We start from the raw sequence: 19,485 nt of genomic DNA, 5'->3' as shown, positions 1-19,485 counted from the left end.
TATTGATTAAGGATGAAAAGGATACTGAAAAAATTGAAGGTAAAGTAAAAAATATTATAGATAATTTAGCAGAAAAAATAAAGGATGTTCTAAAAGTTAATATCACAGCAAGTTCTGGTATTGCATTATATCCCATAGACGGCCTAAGTTTAGATGATTTATTAATGAAGGCAGATCTTGCTTTATACGGGGCGAAAAGTTCTGGTAAAAATAAATATATATTTTTTAATAATGAAATGATTGATAGGCTTAAGGAAAGAATGGAGATTGAAGAGATATTGAGAGATTCTATAAACAACGATGGTTTTGTTTTATATTATCAACCTATTATTGATGCTAAAAGCTATGAAGTTGTTTCCTTTGAAGCACTTTTAAGATTAAGAAATCATAACATATCCCCTGCTAAGTTTATCCCCATTGCAGAGGATACGAACCTTATAGTTCCAATTGGAGAATGGGTTATTAAAGAGTCATTGATGCAGCTTAAAGGGTGGAAGGAAAAGGGATACAAATTAAAGCCTATTGCAATAAATGTTTCGCCTTCTCAAATTAAAGATAAATCCTTCCCCAAAAAGGTAGAGGATATGCTTGAGGAATTTAATATTGAACCTTTTTATATAGAACTTGAAATAACTGAAAATATAATGCTGGAAAACCATGATGATGTAATAAATACATTAAGACAGCTAAAGGATATAGGCGTTAAAATAGTTTTAGATGACTTTGGGACGGGATATTCTTCTATAAATTATTTGACTTATCTTCCTGTTGATAAAGTAAAATTAGATAAAAGCCTTAGCGATAGATTTTTAACTCATGATGCTTTAATAGTAAAGAACCTGATTTCCTTTGTAAAGAGCCTGAATCTTAAAGTAGTGGCAGAGGGAATAGAAACTAAGGTTCAAAGGGATTTATTAAAAGAAATAGGATGTGACTTTATTCAAGGATATGTCTTTAGCAAGCCTGTTCCATCAGAAAAAATTGAAAATAAATTTTTAGGATAGGGATATTTCCTATCCTTTTTGTCGCAAAAAGCTAAAGACACAGGATAAAGAGTCGATAAATATAATATAAAATTTAAAAAATATTTTAATCATATTAAAATTAAAGGGGAGCATGATTAGTATGAATTTTTTAAGAGGATGATGTTAAGGCAAAAATTAATATCAATTTTTATTTTAATATCAGTTATCCCAGCAATAATAACGACATCAATTACTTTATTTAGAAGTAAAGCATTGGTAGAAAGCAAAGTAAATAATTTAACAAAACAAATTTCTGATGAAAAGATTGCATATATTGATACTTTTATTGAGAGAATTATAGGTCAAATTGATTCCGTTATTAAAAATCCTGATGTTTATAGAAGGGACAATGCAAAGCTCTTGAATATCCTTCAAAATCTTCAACAATCTGATGAAAATGTAATAGCTTTATATGTAGGAAATAGTGATAAGGAAATGCTTATATATCCTAAAATTCAGCTTCCAGAAGGATATGATCCTACATCAAGACCATGGTATAAAGATGCCGTAAATTCCTTTGGGAGGGCAGTTATAACTGATCCCTATGAGGATGCAGCAAGTAAAGACGTGGTTATAACTGTTGCAAAGGCCTTTAAGCTTTCCGATGGAAAAACAGCTGTTGTTGCAGCGGATGTAAGCATAGATACTATAATAAAAAATATGTTAAAGACGAAGGTTGGAGAAACAGGATATACAACCTTGATTTTAGATAACGGAGTAGTAATTGCCCATCCTAAAAGGAAATGCTCTTTGTAAATATCGCTGAAAAGTATGATTTTGGTAAAAAGGTTGTTCAAATGAAAAATGGTAATTTAAAATATAATTTTAACGGTGAAGATAAGATAATGGGATTTTCCCAGTCAAAACTCACCAATTGGATTGCCATTGCGACAATGAATCAAAGTGAATATGCAAAGGAATTTAATAGTAGTCTTACCCAAACAGCAATAATACTAGCTATAATGGCAGCATTAACTGCTATTTTAGGTTTAGCTTTGCCAACAGAATCTCAAATCCTTTAATAAATATTATGCACCTTATGAAAATGGCAGAGAAGGGTGATATGGCAATAGATGTTGAGGTTACAAGCAGCGATGAAGTAGGAAGGATACAGGAAAGCTTTAAAAATATGATAAAGGCCCAAAGGGAAATGATAAAGAAGATAAAGGTTAGCGTTGAGGAGGTATTGGGACAATCGGAAAACTTATCAGCTACATCTGAGGAGATGGCCTCAAGTTCACAGGAAGTTGCAAAGACGATGCAGCAGATAGCAGAAGGTTCCTCCTCCCAGGCAAATGATTTACAGGAAATAGTAAGCCTTATGATTAACCTTACTAATAGCATAGAAGGAGCCTACCAACAGTTACAGAAGGTAAAGGATGAGGCTGGAAATACAAGTAATAAAGCAAGTGTAGGAAAAGAAGAGATGGACAAATTAATAAAGTCAATAGATGATATAAGAAATGCCTTTGAGTTAGTTGTAGCAAAGGTTAACAATCTAACAAGCTCTGTAAAGGAAATAAGCAATATAACAAGTGTAATAACATCCATATCAGAACAAACTAACTTATTAGCATTAAATGCTGCAATAGAGGCAGCAAGGGCAGGGGAGGCAGGAAGAGGTTTTGCAGTAGTTGCGGATGAAGTTAGAAAGCTTGCAGAGGAGTCGAAAAAATCAACCAGCGAAATAGCAGAGCTTGTAAGCTCAATACAAAAGGATACGGAGGAAGTAATAAAGACCTCCAGCAGCGTAGAAAATTTTATAAAATCTCAGACCAAAGCAGTAGAGAACACTGTAGGTGCCTTTGGAGAGATATTAGAATCTGTAGAAGGAATAGTTCCGCTAATGGAAATGGTGCATAGAGGAATGGATGAAGTAGTGAAGTCAAAGGATGAGATACTATCAAAGGTAGAAGCTGTTAGTGCAGTAACGGAAGAAAACTCAGCAGCAGCTGAAGAGGTTGCAGCATCTTCAGAGGAGCTTTCAGCATCCTCACAGGAGGTTGCAGCAACAGCGGAGCATTTAAGTTCCTTAGCTTCTGATTTATCTAAAATGGTTGATGTATATAAAGTTGAATAAAATAAAACTTAAAAGGGAAGCTAAATTGCTTCCCTTTTAAGTTGGGATAAATTTGGTTGAGATGTTATTAAATTAGAAATATAATAAAATATAAGAAATTGTTTAAGATATGAATAAAAGCTTTGTGTTTTTACCCAATAGGGGGATTTTATGATTAAAAGGCTAGATATAGCACAAATCAACGATATTATAAATAAAATAATAGAAAACATAAATTTAAGCAGGGAACAGATATTTGATATAATAGACGGGATAAGAAAAGAAGAGGAAAATCTTATGCTTGAAATAGCAAGCATTAAAAATAGGATATTAAATGTTATAGATGAGGTAGACAGGTTAGAAAAACTAGATAAGAAGCTTAGAATAAGGCTTGCTGAGGTTTCAAGGGATTTTTTAAGTATACTGAAGAGGATATAAAAAGGCCTATGATGAGGCCTATGAAGTTAGAATGAAGTTAAATGAAAAGAAAAACGAAGAAAAAATGTTAAGGGAAAAAAGGGACCACTTAGAGATACAGCTAAAAAAATTGGCAGAAAACATAAAAAATGCCGAGAGGGTAATTCATCAAATTAACGTTGCTCTAAAATATTTAGAAGGAGACATATTGCCTGCCCTTGGAATGGATAATGTAGAATCGGAGATGCTCCTTGGAATAAAGATTTTAGAGGCACAAGAAAATGAAAGAAAAAGAATAGCAAGGGATATCCACGATGGCCCAGCCCAGTATATTGCAAATGCAGTAATGAGGGTTGACTTTTGCAAAAGGATAATTGAAAAAAATATAGATGAAGGATTAAAGGAGCTTTTTGAATTGAAGGAAATACTGAAAAGGGCCCTTAAGGAGGTTAGGGATATAATATTTGATTTAAGGCCCATGTCCTTAGATGACCTTGGATTAAATCAAACCATTCATGAGCTTGTAAAATCTATAACCCAGGATCATGATTTAAAAATTAATTTAAAATTAAAACCCGTAAAGGACGAGATTGAGCCAATAATTCAGGTTGCAGTATTTAGAATAGTCCAGGAAATTTTAAACAATGTTAAAAAACATTCAAAGGCTAAAAACGTAGAGATAAAATTAGATTATGGTTTAAAATATCTAATGCTTGTAGTTAATGATGATGGAATAGGCTTTGATGTTGAAAAAACCTTAGATGAGGTAAAAAACGAGGAGAATCCTTTGGTCTTTTAGGAATAATGGAAAGGGTTAAACAACTTCAGGGGGATATTCATATAGAGTCCAAAAGGGGAATAGGGACAACGTTTAAAATAAAGCTCCCTGTAAACAGGAAGGTGTTGAAGGATGAGGGAGAAAATTAAGGTATTAATTGCCGATGATCATGAACTTATAAGAAGGGGACTTGAAAGGATTATAAGCTTTGAAGAGGACCTAGAGGTTGTTGGGGAAGCAAGGGATGGCAGGGAGGTTTTGGATATTTTAAAATCAAAGGCTGTGGATGTTTTACTTTTAGACATTAATATGCCCATAATAAATGGAATTGATGTTTTAAAGGTTGTAAAGAGGGATTTTAACGCTTTAAAGGTTATACTTCTTACCGTCGAAAATCAAAATACCATAATAAAAAGGCAATAGAGATCGGAGCCGATGGGTATATTTTAAAGGATTCTGCCGGATGCGAAATAGTAGAAGCCATAAGAAGGGTTTATTTCGGAGAAAACTTTATAGACAAATCCTTAATGTCAATTCTTTTTGAGGACATCAAATCAAAAGGGAAGAGAACTAATATTTTAGATTCCCTTACCAAAAGGGAAAGGGAGATACTTTATCTTATATCCCAAGGTTTATCTAATAAGGAGATAGGTGAAAGGCTTTTTCTTTCTGAAAAAACAGTTAAAAACTATACCACAAATATATTTTCAAAGCTTGACGTAAGGGACAGGGTTCAGGCTGCTATAATTGCTATAGAAAATCATATAGAGGAATATTTTAGGGACTAAAGTCCCTATTTTTGTGCCTTTTGTTTCTATTTCATTTTTTTGACAGAATACAATAATATTAAGAAAAGGGGAAGGACAGCAGAAAAAATTAAAAGGGGTTATATATATGCTAAGAAACCTTTTAGGTTTTATGATGAGTTTAAATTTTAAGAAGCAAAAAGGACAAGGCATGGTAGAATACGGGCTCATAATCGCATTGGTTGCTGTGGTTGTTATAGTTGCACTAACGCTACTTGGCGGAAATATAAGAAATATATTCAACCAAATTGCAGGAGAGCTTGGTGGCGGCCAATAACTCTAAAGAAAGTAGATATGCAAAGGCATATCTACTTTCTTTATCCATAGGCTTTTAAAAGTGGTGATGGGGATGAAAAAAGGGGACAGTCCCTTGTGGAATTTGCAATTATACTTCCTATTTTGGTTTTAATAATTTTTGGAATCATAGAATTTGGAATTTTGATGAATTCATATATAGTTATTCAATCTGCTTCAAGGGAAGGGGCAAGAATAGGGATAGTTGGCGGGACGGATGAAGATATCTTAGATTCCGTTTATACTGCTGCTTCTAACCTTGATATCAATAGGATCAATGTAAGTATACATCCTAATGAAGGATCAAGAAAGCCAGGGGATACTTTAACCGTCCAGGTTGAGTATGATTATGATATTTTAATGCCTGTAATAAGCAATCTTTTAGGGGACAGCATAAGACTCAGGGCAAAAACATCTATGAGGGTAGAGTAGGTGATGGGAATGAAAAGAAAGGGAAATGCAGCGATTATCTTGGTAGTTGCCTTTACTGCTTTATTAGGCTTTACCGCCCTTGCTCTAGATATAGGAAATGTTTATATAAATAAGGTTAAGCTTTCAAATGCCCTAGATGCTGCTGCCCTCTCGGCCTGCCTTGAACTTCCGGAAAATCCTTCAAAGGCAAGTATAATTGCCTATGAATACTTAGAGAAAAACGGAATTGATCCAAGTAGAACTACTATAAGTATAAGCGATAATAACAAACAAGTAGAGATAGAAGGCGATTTAGATGTTGAATACTTTTTGCAAAGGCAATCGGCCTTAAAGGAACAAAGGTTTATGCAAAAACAAGGGCTGCCATAGGACCTGTAAAGAGCGTAAAGGGGGCTTAAGGCCCTTTGCGGTTGTAGCCTATGATTTTTCCTACGGGGATAGGGTGACATTAAAGGAGGATGCAGGAGACGGATACCATGGAAACTATGGCGTTGTTGCCCTCGGAGGATTTGGTGCCAACGTCTTTAGAATAAATGCTCTATATGGATATAACGGGAAAATTAGCGTAGGGGACCTTATAGATACAGAACCCGGTAACATGGCTGGGGTCGTTGATGATATAAGAAATTATATCAATGCGGACCCCTATACCTTTCAAAATTTCAAAAGGGATTCAAGAAGGCTATGGACACTGCCTTTAGTTAACACTTTAGAGGTAGACGGAAGAAAAAAGGTTTTGGTTGTTGGGTTTGCTGAGTTTTTGTTGAGGATGTTGAAAAAGAAGTGGAAAGGCTGAAGTTACTGGAAGGTTTATAAGATACGTAAGAAGCGGGAGATAGATTTTACTTTAGAAGATACAGGCCTTTATGCTGCAAAACTTATAAGATAGAGGTGTTGTTATGAAAGGATCCATTAAAAGGCTTATTTTAATCTCCTTTATCATATCCTTAATGTCAACAATAGGAATTTATTACTATATAAACTCCCCAAAGGATAAGGAAAAGGTTAAAAAGATAAAAATTTTAGTTGCAGCTGAAAACATTTCAAGGGAAATCCAATAGAAGATAAGATGATAAAGGAAGTAGAAGTGGAATATTCTGATGCCTTTTCAAATTATGTAAGGGATAAGAAAGGCTTAATAGGCCGCTTTGCAAAGGTCACTATTTATAAAAATGAACCCTTTATATGGGATAAGCTTATAGACAAAGACAGTTCAAGCCTAAGTTTTAAGCTTCCTAAAAACCATAGGGCAGTTTCTGTAAGCGTTACAGGGGATACCGGTGTTAGTTACCTTTTAAAGCCTGGGGATAGGGTGGATGTTTTAGTATTTTTAAAGGAAAAGATGGATAACGATAAAACAAGGCCCAGCATTGCAAAAACTATAATTCAGGATGTTGAGGTTTTGGCAATTGACAGAAACACCCAAGATGAAACTAAGACAAAGGACGATGGAAAGGTTCCCCAGAGCTTTTTGTTACATTATCTATTCCAAATGATGATGTAGAAAAATTGGTCCTTGCAGAAGGCGTTGGAATTATAGAGCTTGCCCTAAGACCTATTAATAGTGAGGATAGGATAAATTCAAAGGGAGCCGTTGAGGATAATCTTTTAAACAGCACAAGCAGCATAATCTATAAGACGATTATTTATACCGTTAAAAGGGAGATACATTAAGGAATATCAGCAGAAAATTCTATGGAACTCCGGATAATTATATCCTTTTAAAGCAGGTCAATGGAATAAAAAACGAAAATTTAATTGAACCTGGAATGAAGATAAAGGTTTTGCTTCCTGTAAAGGAGTGATAGGATGATTAGGATTTTAATTGCCGATGACATAAAGGAGACAAGGGAAGTTATAAAAAGATATTAGATATGGAGGATGGATTTTTAGTTGTTGGGGAGGCACAGAATGGAGAGGAAGTTTTAAAACTTATTCCAAAGGTAAAACCCGATGTCATCCTAATGGATATCAATATGCCTATAATTAATGGGCTTGAGGCTACCGAAAGGATCACAAGGGAATATCCCAATATAATAGTTATAATAATGTCGGTTCAGGGAGAGAGTGAATATCTAAGAAAGGCTATGTTCTATGGTGCAAAGGAATATATTATAAAGCCCTTTAACTACGAGCAGTTAATAGAAACCATAAAGGCGACCTATGAAAGATACAAAGACTTAAATAAGATGATAGAAAAAGAAAAAACGCAAAGATAATTACCCTCTTCAGCACCAAGGGGGAGTTGGGAAAACCACGTTGGCAACCAACCTTGCAGTCCTTTTTAGTCAAGGGAAAAAAGTCCTTCTTTTGGATTTAGATCTTCAATTTGGGGATATTGCTGTTTTAATTAATGGATTAAATTATAAGACGATAATGGATGCTATAAACGATGATTTAGAATCCTTTAGCAGCATAAAACAATATTTATATTCCTTTAATGAAAACTTGGATGTTTTGTTTGCACCAAAAACCCGGAGGAGGCAGAATTTATAGGCAAAGAAAGCATAGAAAGGATTTTAGATGTTTTAAAGAAACACTATGACCTTTAATTATAGACACAGGAGTTAATTTTTCAGATAATACATTGTTTGTATTAGATAGCGCAGATTATATATTCTTTATATCAAACATGGATATTGCTTCATTAAAAAACGCAAAGATAGGGCTTAATGTTATGAAATCCTTAGGATACGATAGCAAAAAGTAAAGCTTATAATAAACAGATTTAACACTAAATATGGTGTAAGCTTAAGGGATATTGAAGAGACCTTTAAGGAAAACTTTTTAAAGTTGTAGAAGACGATGAGGAGGCGGTTATTATCTCTATAAATAAAGGACAACCCATAGCAGCAAATCCAAAATATAAAAAATCCAAAATATTAAAATCCCTTGAGGATATAACAAAGTCCATTGAGATTTAGTGGACTGGGGGTGTGACTATGAGCCTTGTAAAAAGACTTGAGGGAATTAGCGATAAAAAGCAGACAAAAAAGAAAGGGAGATGGACCCTTATATAGAGCTAAAAACAAAGATTCAAAATAAAGTGATTGAGGAGCTGGATATAGATTTTAATGAGATTTCTGATGAAAACGAAAAACTAAAAGAAAAGATAATCTCTATAATCGATAAAAATATTGAAGAGGAATCATTAAATTTAACGAATGCCCAAAGGAAAAAGATAAAGGAGGAGCTTTTAGATGAGATAATAGGATTTGGACCAATAACATCCTTTTTAAAGGATCCAAATATTAGCGAGATAATGGTTAACGGCCCTAATAAAATTTATGTTGAAAGGAATGGTAAGCTCCTTCTTACCGATGCGAAGTTTAAAAACGATGATCATGTTATGCATGTTATAAAAAAGATAGTGTCCCCCTTAGGAAGAAGAATAGATGAATCATCGCCAATGGTGGATGCAAGACTTCCTAATGGTTCAAGAGTTAATGCGATAATTCCTCCCCTTGCGATAGATGGCCCTTCAATTACCATAAGAAAATTTTCCGAGGATCCCTTTACAATTGAAGACCTAATTAGTTTTGGAACGCTAAATGCCAAGATGGCGGAGTTTTTAAAGTGCTGTGTTCAGGGAAGGCTTAATATAATAGTTTCCGGTGGAACGGGAAGTGGAAAAACTACAACCTTAAACGTTTTATCCTCCTTCATTCCAAACGATGAAAGAATAATAACCATAGAGGATGCAGCAGAACTTCAACTTTCACAGGATCATGTTGTAAGGCTTGAAACAAGGCCGGCAAACCTTGAGGGGAAAGGGGAGGTTACAATAAGGGATCTTGTCAAAAACAGCCTTAGAATGAGGCCGGATAGAATTGTTGTCGGTGAGGTCCGCTCCGGTGAGGCCCTTGATATGCTTCAGGCCATGAACACAGGGCATGATGGTTCATTGACAACAGGTCATGCCAATTCCCCAAGGGATATGCTCTCAAGGCTTGAGACTATGGTTTTGATGTCGGGGATGAACCTTCCTGTTAAGGCTATAAGGGATCAGATAGCTTCAGCAATAGACCTTATCATTCAGCAGGCAAGGCTATTAGATGGAAGTAGAAAGATAACCCACATTACAGAAGTGCAGGGTATGGAGGGCGATGTAATAGTCCTTCAGGATATATTCAGGTTTGAACAAAGGGGTGTTGACAGCAAAGGAAAGGTAAAGGGAGATTTTGTATTTACAGGAGTTATTCCAAAGTTTATGCAGAAATTAAAGGAAAAGGGCATTGCTGTTCCACCGGATATATTTTCATGATGGGGTGGGAGTATGATAATTCTTATATTTTTTCAGTATTCTTTTTAATATTGGCTATATTTTTAGTTTTCCAAGGCAAGGAAAAACCCATTGAAAGGTTAAAGGAAATGGAGGATAATCAAAAACAAATAAAGGATGAGGAAATAAAAAAGAGAGCCTTATCAAATTTCTTGCAAGATTTATTCCAAAGAAAAAGGGAAAAAGGACTCAACTTGAAGAAAATATTATAAAATCCGATATTCCTTTAACCTTGGAGGAGGTTTATGTAATAAAAATATTAATAACAGCCCTTGTTACTTTATTTATATATGCAATATCAAGGGATCTTTTAATTTCCTCCTTTTTAATGGTTATTGCATTTTATATTCCAGATATCATAATACTTAAAAAGAAAAAGGACAGGATAAAGGAGTTTGACCTTCAGCTTGTAGAGGCGATAACTTTGATTTCAAACTCCCTAAAGGCAGGGTATTCCCTCATGCAGTCCATTGCAGTTGTAAAGGACGAGATGATGGAGCCTATTTCAAAGGAATTTAATAGGCTTTTAAAGGAGATAAGCCTTGGGAAAACCGAAGAAGAAGCCTTTTGGATCTTCAAAACAGGGTTGATTCGGAGGATTTAAAACTATTCATCAATGCCCTTTTAATACAAAAGGATGTTGGAGGAATTTATCCGAAATACTTGATAACATAGCAGAAACCATAAGGGAAAGGCAAAAATTAAAAAGCGAACTAAATGCCTTAACTGCCCAGGGCAAACTTACAGGGCTTATAATATCCCTCATGCCTATATTTCTTGCAATGATAATTTATTCCTTTAATAGGGAGTATATAATGCTCCTTTTACTACAAAGATAGGAATAGCTATGGTTATGTTTGGGGTAATAAGCCAGATTATTGGACTTTTTATAATACGAAAAATAATAAACATAGACCTTTAGGGGGATGGTGATATGTTTTTTTAATTTTATTGTTTTTCATATCCTGCTTTACACTTATATATTCGGTTTTGTATTACTCATATCAGGATAAAATAATTATTCAAAAAAGGCTACAGGATTTAGAGGGTAAAATTGTAGAAGATAAAGAGCTTTTAACTTTTAGCCAAAGGGTTATAAAGCCTATATATGACATGATAAATAGGCTCCTAAGTAAATTAACTCCATCCTATAAGCTTGTTACAATAGCCAAAAAGCTTGAAAGGGCAGGATATCCTAAGGATTTTACCCCCGAAAGGTGGATGTTTGTAAAATATACATCGGTTTTGATCATATTTTTGCTTTCATATATGTTATTTTCATCTATTCAAGATAGCAGGATTAAATCAATCTTTATTTCCCTTTTGACAGCAATTTTAACTAATGTAATCTTTAATGTTAATTTATCCTCAAAAATTCAAGGGAGGAGAAAAAGGATATTAAAGGATCTTCCTTATATTTTAGACCTAATTACCGTAAGCGTTGAGGCGGGATTATCCTTCGATGGTGCCATCGCAAGGGTTATAACCATCATAAAGGGGGATCTTAGCGATGAGTTTGCAAAGACGTTAAAGGAGATTAGGATGGGAATTCCAAGGAAAATTGCCCTTAAAAATATGAGCGACAGAAATGAAGTAAGGGAGCTTTCTATGTTTGTAACATCTCTAATTCAGGCGGATGAACTTGGAGTTAGCCTTGGAAAGGTTTTAAGGATAGAGAGCCAAAATTTAAGGGAGAGAAGAAAACAAGTGGCAAAGGAAAAGGCCATGAAGGTTCCGATAAAGATGCTTTTCCCCTTAGTTTTTTTATCTTTCCAACCATATTTATCATACTTTTAGGCCCTGCAATAATAAAGGCGATAGAAATGTTTACAAGGTGATGTTATGAAGGAAAAGGTTTATATAGAAGGTAAAGTTATTGAGGCTTATATTGCCGATACATTCTTTAAAAGATTAACAGGTTATATGTTTAGAAAAAGGCCCCATCATGAGGCGATACTTTTTAAACCCTGTAACAGCATCCATACCTTTTTTATGTTTTTTAACATTGACGTATACCTTTTAGATGAAAATATGAATGTCATTAAAAAGATAAAAACCTAACTCCATGGAAGATACTCCCCCAATGAAGGGTGTAAAATATGTATTAGAAGTGCCTGCCACTTGACATTTTGACTTTTTGACATTTCTACATTTTACCAATAAAAATGATGCTTGTTTTAACTATGAAAGCTACCTTGACAGGCCTTATAATTTAGAAATAAACTATTAATAATAACGTTAAGCTAAATTAATTTCAAGGGGGATCTTTATGATAATTGTAATAACAGGTGCAGGTTCAGGATTGGGAAGGGAGCTTGCAAAGGTATATGCCGAAGGAAACGATTTGATTCTTATTGGAAGAAGTTTAGAAAAGCTTGAAGAAACAAAAAGGGAGATAGAAGGTGCTAAAAGCATTAATTGCATTTCCTGCGATATCACCAATCCACAGTCGGTGGAAAACTTAAAAGAAAAAATAAAACATATCCACAACTTTGTGGATATCCTTATAAACAATGCTGGTGTTGGTATATTTGGCCCAATTGAAGATATGGAATATAAAGATATAGATACTGTTATTGACACAAATGTAAAGGGAACAATTTATGTAACAAAGGTCCTTATGCCCATGATAAAGGAAAAAATAATGAACATTATTTCAACAGCAGGATTAAGGGGCAAGGTTAATGAATCAGTTTATTGTGCCAGCAAGTTTGCAATAAGAGGCTTTTCCGAGAGCCTATTAAAGGAATTAGAAGGTAGGATAAAGGTTGTAGCTGTATATATGGGAGGTATGGATACGCCATTTTGGAATAATACAGACCATGTAAAGGATAAGTCAAGGTTTAAATCCCCAAGGGAAGTTGCCCTTAAAATTAAAGAACTAGACGATGGAAGATGTGAAATAGTAATATAAAATATTTTTGAAAATTTTAAAAATATATTGACAAGATATAAAAACTTATGATAATTTTAAATTGAGAAAAGCTTTTCACGAGGACACATAGACGCCTATGGGGAGGTAAAAATGGGATTGAACATAAAGGACATAGCAAAATTGGCTGGAGTTTCTCCGGCAACAGTATCAAGGGTTATAAACGGAACAGGAAATGTTGCAGAGGAAAACAAACAAAGGGTTTTAAAGGTTTTAGAGGAGACGGGATATAAGCCCAATGCCTTAGCAAGAGGGCTTTTGATGAATAAAACAAATGTAATAGGCGTTATAGTTCCAGACCTTTCAAATATAAACTTTGCTGAGTTTGTAAAAGGGATTGAAAATGAAGCAAAGTCAAATGGCCTTAGCGTTTTGCTTACAACCTCTGAAAACGATACTGATAGTGAGATATCCTATTTTCAACTTTTTAAAGAAAAAAGGGTGGATGGAATAATCTTTTCAGGAACTATCTTTACTGAAAAGCATAGGGAGGAACTTGAAAAGGCTGACATTCCCTTTATAGTATTTGGTCAGTGGTTTGAACATCCTAAATTAACTTGTGTTAACGTAGATAACGAGAGGGCAGCTTATGAAGCTACAAAATATCTGATATCAAAGGGTGCCAAGAACCTTTCCATGATAATGGGCCCCTTGTGGGATAGGTCTGCAGGATATGATAGATATAGCGGTTTTTTAAAGGCAATTGTTGAAGAGGGAATAAACCCTAAGGATATAGTTTTAGAAGAGGGCGATTTTTCAATAAAAAGCGGATATAAGGCTATGAAAAGCATTTTAGAAAGAAAAAAATCGATGGAGTATTGGCAGCCAATGACTTTATGGCCCTTGGTGCAATTAAGTATCTTGTGGATAAAGGGATAAATATTCCAGACGAAGTTCAGGTTATGGGATTTGATGATAATATAATTTCTGAGATTTATAACCCCTCTTTAAGCACTATAAAAATAGACTTTTACGAGGCAGGGAAGATGTGCGTAAAGGCATTTATTGATACAACGGATAATAAACCCATTGATAAAAACATACTTTTGCCATATCAATTGATTATAAGAAGGAGCACAAAATAGGTTTTATACCTATTTTATTTTTGAACTTGAGAAAAGCTTTTCACGGAGGTGTAATATGGCTACAATAAATCAAAAAATCCAACTAAAACAAGATAGGCACTATGATTTAATCGCAGTAGGGGAACTTCTTGTCGATATGATATCAAAGGATTATAGCGATAATTTTGAGTGCGATACGTATACAAGACATTTTGGGGGTTCACCTTCAAATATAGCAATAAACACCAAAAACTTGGATTAAATTCAATAGTTGCATCATCAGTTGGAGAGGATGGTTTTGGGGATTTTTGATATCGAAGCTTAATCAACATGGAATCGATACTAGATTTATAAATAAAGCTTCCTATCCTACGAGCATGGTTATAGTAACCAAAAGCAAAGGAACGCCAAGGCCTATATTTTATAGAGGGGCGGATTATCATATTGAATTAACAAAAGAGCTGGAGGATGCAGTTAAAAAAGTAAAATACTTCATTTTTCCTGTTGGCCCATATCTAAAAGGCCGTCAAGGGATGTTGTAGAGAGCCTTATTAAAACAGCAAAGGAAAATGAAGTCTTAATATCCTTTGACCCCAACTATCATCCAAATCTTTTTGATGATGAAGTGGAAGGCAGGAAATATGTAAAGGAAATATTAAAGCATGTTGACATTGTTAAGCCATCTTTAGATGATGCTGAAAGGATATTTGGAGTTGACACAGAAGAAAATCATATAAAAAATTTCCTAAACTTTGGTGTGAAGCTTGTTATGCTAACCCTAGGAAGGGATGGCGTTTTAGTATCAAATGGAAAAGAATATATAAAACTTCCTTCCCTTGCAACAGAAGTTGTAGATACTACAGGGGCAGGAGATGCCTTCTGGTCGGGATTTTTGTAGGAATTATAAAGGGATTTACTATTTTAGATGCAGTAAAATCAGGCCTTAAACTTAGTGCCATAAAATTAAAAAATGTAGGTGCAATATTAGAGTGCCTGCCACTTGACATTTTGACTTTTTGACATTTCTATATTTTACCATAAGGAGGTTTGCCATGAGAGTTGCCTTTATAAACCCACAAGGTAATTTTGATAATAACGACAGCCATTTAACGGAACATCCAGACTTTGGAGGACAGCTTGTTTATGTTAAGGAGGTTGCCCTTGCCCTTGGAGAGATGGGAATCGATGTTGATATAATTACAAGAAGAATAATAGATGAAAACTGGCCTGAGTTTTCAGAGGACGTAGAGTCCTATCATGGAAGCCAAAATGTAAGGATAATAAGAATCCCCTTTGGAGGAGATAAGTTTTTACCTAAGGAAAGGCTTTGGCCATATCTTGGAAAGGAATTTGTAAAGGGGACAGTGGATTTTTATAAAAAGAAGGGACAAAGCCTGATGCACTTACAGCTCATTATGGGGATGGAGGTTTAGCATCGGCAATACTTTCAAATATATTAGATGTTCCCTTTACCTTTACAGCCCATTCCTTGGGGGCCCAAAAAATGGACAAGCTTGGTGTTAATAAAGAAAACTTCGATGAATTTGACAAAAAATATAATTTTTCAAAGAGGATTTTTGCAGAAAGAATCGCAATGAATAGGTCCTTTGTAAACGTAGTATCAACGACCCAGGAAAGATTTGACCAATATAGCCATAGGCTATATGAGGGTGCAGTTGATGTTAAGGATGATAGTAAATTTAAGGTTATTCCACCGGGGGTAAATACGAAAACTTTTACACATATTCCACAAATTTTTGATGAGGATACGGAAAATTGTATTTTAAAATATTTAAATAGGGACTTAAATGATGATAGACTAAACCTGCCATGCATAGTATTGTCCTCGCGATTTGATAAAAAGAAAAATCATAAAGGCGCAGTTTTAGCCTTTGCAAAGGATAAAAACTACAGGAAAAGGCAAACTTAGTTATAATCTTAAGGGGAGTTGAGAATCCCTTTAAGGATTATTCAAGCTTGAATTATGAAGAAAGAGAAATAATGGATGAGATTATGACAATAATTAAAGAACATGATCTTTACGGAAAGGTTAGTATGTTTCCAATAAATGGCCAGAGGCAGCTGGCATCAGCCTATAGGGTGTTTAGCAAAAGAAAATCAATATTTTGTTTAACTGCCCTTTATGAACCCTTTGGACTTGCTCCCATTGAGGCTATGTATGCAGGACTTCCTGTTGTTGTGACTAAAAACGGAGGAACCTTTGAAACTGTAGAGGGAGGAAAATATGGGGTTTTGGTTGATCCTGAGGATGCTGAGGATATAGCAAGAGGACTTAATTTAGCCCTTGATAATTTTGAATTGTATAGAGAGCTTGGAATAAAGCGGGTTGAGGAAAAATATACCTGGGAGGCAACGGCAAAGGGGTATTTAGAGGTTTTAGAGTTGGCATTAATTAAAAGGGAAAAAATCTATAAAGCCTTTTTAACTGGCTCAGAGGATCATACATTAAAAGAGAAAATAAAAAATATGTTATAGGGAGGTTAAAATGGCACAGCTAAGGCTTAATGATGTAACACGGGAACAGATTATAGTCGTAGAAAACAGGTCAAAAAGGCCAAAGGACTATAAATCTTATGAGGTGGTTGAAAGGGTATCCTACAAGGAAAGTTGCCCTTTCTGTGTAGGCAATGAAGAAATGACGCCTCCTGAAGTTTTAAGAATTGATGACCCATGGAATGTAAGAGTAGTTGAAAATAAATTTCCTATATTAAATAATGAAGGGGAAGTTACGGGATATCATTATGTTGTGATAGAAGGAAGGGATCACAGCAAAAATATTCATGAAATGGAAGTTGATGATTTTGAAAAGGTAGTTAAAGCTTTTATTGAGGTTAGTAGGATATTGTATCAAAAGGAAGGAGTTAAGTATGTTCAAGTTTTTAAAAACTATAAAAAAGAATCGGGGCGTCTTTGGAGCATCCCCATTCCCAAATAATTGCTATAAACAGGATGCCCGACAGAATTAAAGGATTAATTGAAAAGGAAAAGCAGTTTTATGAGAAACATGGAGAGTGTTTAACTTGTTCTAAGATAAAGGATGAGATTATAAACAAAGAAAGAATAGTTTATTTGGATGAATGTTTTTGATTTTCTGCCCCTATGCTTCTATTTTTCCGTATGAAATGGCGGTAGTGCCTATAAGACATAGAAGCAGCTTATTAAGTTTAAATGAATCGGATATTAAAGCCTTAAGTAGGGTATTACACTTTGCTATAAAAAGCTTAATAGAAAATGTTGGGGATGTTGCATACAACATGTTCTTTGAATTTATAAAGGATGAAGTTGAATATCACCACTATCAAATAAGGATATGCCCAAGGATTTCCATTCACGCAGGATTTGAACTTGCAACAGGCTTTTACACAAATGTTGTTTCCCCAGAAAGGGCTGCACGTGTTTTAAGAGGAGAAGACTAACCCCTTGGAAAACCAAGGGGTTATATAAATAAATCCTCTAAACTTATAAGCTTAATTTTTTCATCTAATGAAGCTAAATTTATTAATTCATCGTCAAAACCTGATTTGGAAAAAGGGAAGATTATTTTTTTATTTTGCCTTTTTAAATAGCTAATACACACATTTTAATGTTTCATCCCAAACTTACAATATACTATTTAGCTTATTAAATATTAGTTTAAATTATGGTATAATAAAATAAAAAGTAAAGGAGAATTTTTATGGGCATATCTAAAGTTTTTAAAGGAATCATCAATTCAATTTACAGAGCCATCAACAGATTCCCAATTACAATAGCCCTATCTACAATGATTGCAGCCCTTTTAATTGCAATGATTGAGATCGAATCTAGAAATTTAGGCGTAAATACCAACAATTTAAAAAAGCTTGCTATGACTTTAGCACTAGGAATGGCAATATCCCTATTCATTAAATTGTGGACGGAAAGGGAACAAAATAAATCAAGGGAAATATTTTACTACGCATTAGATTTAATATTCATGGTAATATACTATTTTACTATCAAAGATTTTAAAATGGTTACAATGTCAAGATTTTTGCCCTAAATCTTATATTTTATCTAATATTCTTATTCATCCCATATTTCCCAAAGAGAAAAAATTTCGAGATGTATGTTATAAAGGTTTTATCATCCTTTTTACAACGGTTTTATATTCTTTAGTTTTATTCTTTGGAATTTCTGCAATACTTTTTACAATAGACAGACTCCTTGAAGTCCGAATAAAGGAGCAGATGTATCTTTATTCTTTTATTTTAGTTGTTTTTGTGTTTGCAGTAACCTACTTTCTTGCAAATATTCCTCAGTATTTTGAGGAATTTACCAAGGAGAATTTTACTAAACTTTTGAAGATATTGATACTTTATATAGTAATGCCCCTTTTATCAGTTTATACAGCGATACTTTACATCTATTTTGTAAAAATAATACTAACAAGAACCTTTCCACAGGGGATTGTATCCCATCTTGTTCTTTGGTATTCCCTTATAGTCGCAGCAGTTTTATTCTTTATAACTCCAATTCATGAGGATAATAAGTGGGCTAAGATATTTTTAATGATAACTCCAAAGGCCATCTTGCCTATACTTGTTATGATGTTTATATCAATAGGCATAAGAATTCAGCAATATGGGGTTACTGAAAATAGATACTATGTAGTCATTGCGGGAATTTGGGTATTTTTGATAATGCTCTACTTTGCCTTTACAAAGAGCCTTTTAAATATAATTTTACCTGTATCCCTTTCGATATTCATATTAATTTCAAACTTTGGACCATTGAGTAGCTTTTCAATATCTAAGTTCAGCCAAAACAAAAGGCTTGAAAACATTTTAATAAGAAATGAGCTTTTAAAGGATGGTAAAATAGTTCCCAAATCCTATGTAAATCATAAGGATAAAGAAAATATAAGCAGCATACTAAGTTACTTTGAAAGATACCATAGCCTTGATGATGTAAAATACCTTCCAAAGGGATTTCAAATTTCTGATATGAAAAAGGTTTTTGGTTTTGAGTATACACCTAAAGTATTTCAGCCGGTTATGTATTTTAACTTCCAAAGAAAAGCTGATGAAAGATCTTTAAATATATCTGGATATGATTATTTGTTTGATATGAGATATATGTATGAAAACACTGAAGCAAAGGGAATTTATGCAAAATACGATTATAACAGCTCTGTATTAAAAATATTTAATGGGAATGAAGAAATATATTCAAAGGATTTAGATGAATTTGTAAAGAAGCTTGTTATTAAATATAAAGACAGTGGGCAAGAATTGATAATGTTAGGAACAGAAGACCTTACTTTTACTGATGTAACTCCAAAGGTAAAGGTTAAAATCATTTTTAACAGTATAACTGTCCAAAGGGACTTTATTGAAAAAGAAAACAAGTGAAGT

At 34.1% G+C, this 19,485-nt stretch carries 36 protein-coding genes and 1 pseudogene; all 37 read left to right on the top strand.

The window, feature by feature from the left end:
• The first annotated feature begins 2 nt into the window (after positions 1-2).
• The 37 genes and pseudogenes from PWK10_RS14610 (at position 3) to PWK10_RS14435 (ending at position 19,482) form a co-directional block, all read left to right on the top strand.
• Positions 3-1,004: a putative bifunctional diguanylate cyclase/phosphodiesterase gene (locus PWK10_RS14610; RefSeq protein ID WP_274766551.1), complete on the top strand. Its 1,002-nt coding sequence runs from the start codon at positions 3-5 to the stop codon at positions 1,002-1,004.
• 138 nt (positions 1,005-1,142) lie between these two features.
• Positions 1,143-1,781, top strand: coding sequence for a cache domain-containing protein (locus tag PWK10_RS14605; RefSeq protein ID WP_274766550.1), 639 nt, complete (start codon positions 1,143-1,145; stop codon positions 1,779-1,781).
• Positions 1,769-2,047, top strand: a complete 279-nt coding sequence (locus PWK10_RS14600) for a hypothetical protein (protein ID WP_274766549.1) — start codon at positions 1,769-1,771, stop codon at positions 2,045-2,047. Before PWK10_RS14605 ends, PWK10_RS14600 begins: the two co-directional genes overlap by 13 nt.
• A pseudogene (locus PWK10_RS14595) lies at positions 2,020-3,105 on the top strand (methyl-accepting chemotaxis protein); the annotation flags it as partial. The gene PWK10_RS14600 and the pseudogene PWK10_RS14595, both read left to right, overlap by 28 nt.
• Positions 3,106-3,255: 150 nt before the next feature.
• Positions 3,256-3,522, top strand: a complete 267-nt coding sequence (locus PWK10_RS14590; RefSeq protein WP_274766547.1) for a hypothetical protein — start codon at positions 3,256-3,258, stop codon at positions 3,520-3,522.
• A 31-nt stretch (positions 3,523-3,553) separates the two neighbouring features.
• A complete protein-coding gene (locus tag PWK10_RS14585) occupies positions 3,554-4,300 on the top strand; it encodes a sensor histidine kinase (RefSeq protein WP_274766546.1) in 747 nt (248 codons plus the stop codon).
• Between the two features lie 111 nt (positions 4,301-4,411).
• Positions 4,412-4,702, top strand: a complete 291-nt coding sequence (locus tag PWK10_RS14580; RefSeq protein ID WP_274766545.1) for a response regulator — start codon at positions 4,412-4,414, stop codon at positions 4,700-4,702.
• A gap of 104 nt (positions 4,703-4,806) precedes the next feature.
• A complete protein-coding gene (locus PWK10_RS14575; RefSeq protein WP_274766544.1) occupies positions 4,807-5,067 on the top strand; it encodes a response regulator transcription factor in 261 nt (86 codons plus the stop codon).
• Positions 5,068-5,173: 106 nt separating this feature from the next.
• Complete coding sequence (locus PWK10_RS14570; protein ID WP_274766543.1) at positions 5,174-5,362, top strand: Flp family type IVb pilin; 189 nt, start codon at positions 5,174-5,176, stop codon at positions 5,360-5,362.
• Between the two features lie 95 nt (positions 5,363-5,457).
• Positions 5,458-5,811 (top strand): TadE/TadG family type IV pilus assembly protein, encoded by a 354-nt coding sequence (locus PWK10_RS14565; protein WP_274766542.1) that lies wholly within the window; start codon positions 5,458-5,460, stop codon positions 5,809-5,811.
• A 9-nt stretch (positions 5,812-5,820) separates the two neighbouring features.
• Positions 5,821-6,180, top strand: a complete 360-nt coding sequence (locus tag PWK10_RS14560; RefSeq protein ID WP_274766541.1) for a Tad domain-containing protein — start codon at positions 5,821-5,823, stop codon at positions 6,178-6,180.
• Positions 6,181-6,253: 73 nt separating this feature from the next.
• A complete protein-coding gene (locus tag PWK10_RS14555) occupies positions 6,254-6,607 on the top strand; it encodes a hypothetical protein (RefSeq protein ID WP_274766540.1) in 354 nt (117 codons plus the stop codon).
• Between the two features lie 103 nt (positions 6,608-6,710).
• Positions 6,711-6,872 carry a hypothetical protein gene (locus PWK10_RS14550; RefSeq protein ID WP_274766539.1) on the top strand — a complete coding sequence of 54 codons (162 nt, stop codon included), beginning with the start codon at positions 6,711-6,713 and terminating at the stop codon, positions 6,870-6,872.
• An 8-nt stretch (positions 6,873-6,880) separates the two neighbouring features.
• Positions 6,881-7,315: a Flp pilus assembly protein CpaB gene (gene cpaB, locus PWK10_RS14545; RefSeq protein WP_274766538.1), complete on the top strand. Its 435-nt coding sequence runs from the start codon at positions 6,881-6,883 to the stop codon at positions 7,313-7,315.
• Between the two features lie 5 nt (positions 7,316-7,320).
• The gene (locus PWK10_RS14540; protein WP_274766537.1) at positions 7,321-7,485 is read left to right on the top strand and encodes a hypothetical protein; all 165 of its coding nucleotides are present in this window, start codon (positions 7,321-7,323) and stop codon (positions 7,483-7,485) included.
• A 200-nt stretch (positions 7,486-7,685) separates the two neighbouring features.
• On the top strand, positions 7,686-8,030 hold the full coding sequence (locus tag PWK10_RS14535) for a response regulator (RefSeq protein ID WP_274766536.1): 345 nt from the start codon (positions 7,686-7,688) through the stop codon (positions 8,028-8,030).
• A 40-nt stretch (positions 8,031-8,070) separates the two neighbouring features.
• Positions 8,071-8,307, top strand: coding sequence for a hypothetical protein (locus PWK10_RS14530; protein ID WP_274766535.1), 237 nt, complete (start codon positions 8,071-8,073; stop codon positions 8,305-8,307).
• 91 nt (positions 8,308-8,398) lie between these two features.
• The gene (locus tag PWK10_RS14525) at positions 8,399-8,521 is read left to right on the top strand and encodes a hypothetical protein (protein WP_274766534.1); all 123 of its coding nucleotides are present in this window, start codon (positions 8,399-8,401) and stop codon (positions 8,519-8,521) included.
• Positions 8,522-8,815: 294 nt separating this feature from the next.
• The gene (locus PWK10_RS14520; RefSeq protein WP_342455545.1) at positions 8,816-10,075 is read left to right on the top strand and encodes a CpaF family protein; all 1,260 of its coding nucleotides are present in this window, start codon (positions 8,816-8,818) and stop codon (positions 10,073-10,075) included.
• A gap of 250 nt (positions 10,076-10,325) precedes the next feature.
• The gene (locus PWK10_RS14515) at positions 10,326-10,697 is read left to right on the top strand and encodes a type II secretion system F family protein (RefSeq protein WP_274766533.1); all 372 of its coding nucleotides are present in this window, start codon (positions 10,326-10,328) and stop codon (positions 10,695-10,697) included.
• 4 nt (positions 10,698-10,701) lie between these two features.
• Positions 10,702-10,932 (top strand): type II secretion system F family protein, encoded by a 231-nt coding sequence (locus tag PWK10_RS20080; RefSeq protein WP_446715385.1) that lies wholly within the window; start codon positions 10,702-10,704, stop codon positions 10,930-10,932.
• A 151-nt stretch (positions 10,933-11,083) separates the two neighbouring features.
• Positions 11,084-11,890 carry a type II secretion system F family protein gene (locus PWK10_RS14510; protein WP_274766532.1) on the top strand — a complete coding sequence of 269 codons (807 nt, stop codon included), beginning with the start codon at positions 11,084-11,086 and terminating at the stop codon, positions 11,888-11,890.
• A gap of 45 nt (positions 11,891-11,935) precedes the next feature.
• Entirely contained in the window at positions 11,936-12,154 is a 219-nt protein-coding gene (locus PWK10_RS14505) for a DUF192 domain-containing protein (RefSeq protein ID WP_274766531.1), read from the top strand.
• A gap of 208 nt (positions 12,155-12,362) precedes the next feature.
• A complete protein-coding gene (locus PWK10_RS14500) occupies positions 12,363-13,007 on the top strand; it encodes an SDR family NAD(P)-dependent oxidoreductase (RefSeq protein ID WP_008908685.1) in 645 nt (214 codons plus the stop codon).
• A 111-nt stretch (positions 13,008-13,118) separates the two neighbouring features.
• Positions 13,119-13,904 (top strand): LacI family DNA-binding transcriptional regulator, encoded by a 786-nt coding sequence (locus tag PWK10_RS14495; RefSeq protein WP_274766530.1) that lies wholly within the window; start codon positions 13,119-13,121, stop codon positions 13,902-13,904.
• On the top strand, positions 13,889-14,110 hold the full coding sequence (locus tag PWK10_RS14490) for a substrate-binding domain-containing protein (RefSeq protein WP_274766529.1): 222 nt from the start codon (positions 13,889-13,891) through the stop codon (positions 14,108-14,110). Before PWK10_RS14495 ends, PWK10_RS14490 begins: the two co-directional genes overlap by 16 nt.
• Positions 14,111-14,165: 55 nt before the next feature.
• Positions 14,166-14,351, top strand: a complete 186-nt coding sequence (locus PWK10_RS14485) for a hypothetical protein (protein ID WP_274766528.1) — start codon at positions 14,166-14,168, stop codon at positions 14,349-14,351.
• A 46-nt stretch (positions 14,352-14,397) separates the two neighbouring features.
• Positions 14,398-14,631: a hypothetical protein gene (locus PWK10_RS14480; protein ID WP_274766527.1), complete on the top strand. Its 234-nt coding sequence runs from the start codon at positions 14,398-14,400 to the stop codon at positions 14,629-14,631.
• Positions 14,577-14,987 carry a carbohydrate kinase family protein gene (locus PWK10_RS14475; protein WP_342455809.1) on the top strand — a complete coding sequence of 137 codons (411 nt, stop codon included), beginning with the start codon at positions 14,577-14,579 and terminating at the stop codon, positions 14,985-14,987. The genes PWK10_RS14480 and PWK10_RS14475 overlap by 55 nt, the downstream gene beginning before the upstream one ends.
• A 154-nt stretch (positions 14,988-15,141) precedes the next feature.
• Positions 15,142-15,522, top strand: coding sequence for a hypothetical protein (locus tag PWK10_RS14470; RefSeq protein WP_274766526.1), 381 nt, complete (start codon positions 15,142-15,144; stop codon positions 15,520-15,522).
• Between the two features lie 8 nt (positions 15,523-15,530).
• Positions 15,531-16,019 carry a hypothetical protein gene (locus tag PWK10_RS14465; protein WP_274768303.1) on the top strand — a complete coding sequence of 163 codons (489 nt, stop codon included), beginning with the start codon at positions 15,531-15,533 and terminating at the stop codon, positions 16,017-16,019.
• A gap of 47 nt (positions 16,020-16,066) precedes the next feature.
• Complete coding sequence (locus PWK10_RS14460; protein ID WP_274766525.1) at positions 16,067-16,585, top strand: glycosyltransferase; 519 nt, start codon at positions 16,067-16,069, stop codon at positions 16,583-16,585.
• Positions 16,586-16,595: 10 nt separating this feature from the next.
• The gene (locus tag PWK10_RS14455; RefSeq protein ID WP_274766524.1) at positions 16,596-17,045 is read left to right on the top strand and encodes a hypothetical protein; all 450 of its coding nucleotides are present in this window, start codon (positions 16,596-16,598) and stop codon (positions 17,043-17,045) included.
• A complete protein-coding gene (locus PWK10_RS14450) occupies positions 17,021-17,197 on the top strand; it encodes a hypothetical protein (protein WP_274768385.1) in 177 nt (58 codons plus the stop codon). The genes PWK10_RS14455 and PWK10_RS14450 overlap by 25 nt, the downstream gene beginning before the upstream one ends.
• Complete coding sequence (locus tag PWK10_RS14445; protein ID WP_274766523.1) at positions 17,188-17,526, top strand: hypothetical protein; 339 nt, start codon at positions 17,188-17,190, stop codon at positions 17,524-17,526. Before PWK10_RS14450 ends, PWK10_RS14445 begins: the two co-directional genes overlap by 10 nt.
• Positions 17,527-17,786: 260 nt before the next feature.
• Entirely contained in the window at positions 17,787-18,131 is a 345-nt protein-coding gene (locus PWK10_RS14440; RefSeq protein WP_274766522.1) for a hypothetical protein, read from the top strand.
• The gene (locus PWK10_RS14435) at positions 18,079-19,482 is read left to right on the top strand and encodes a DUF4153 domain-containing protein (protein WP_342455808.1); all 1,404 of its coding nucleotides are present in this window, start codon (positions 18,079-18,081) and stop codon (positions 19,480-19,482) included. Before PWK10_RS14440 ends, PWK10_RS14435 begins: the two co-directional genes overlap by 53 nt.
• Positions 19,483-19,485 lie beyond the last annotated feature (3 nt).

It is taken from the genome of Caloramator sp. Dgby_cultured_2, assembly GCF_028872215.1.
GTDB classification, from domain to species: Bacteria; Bacillota; Clostridia; order Clostridiales; family Caloramatoraceae; genus Caloramator; species Caloramator australicus.
This window is presented reverse-complemented; position numbering and strand designations above follow the sequence as displayed.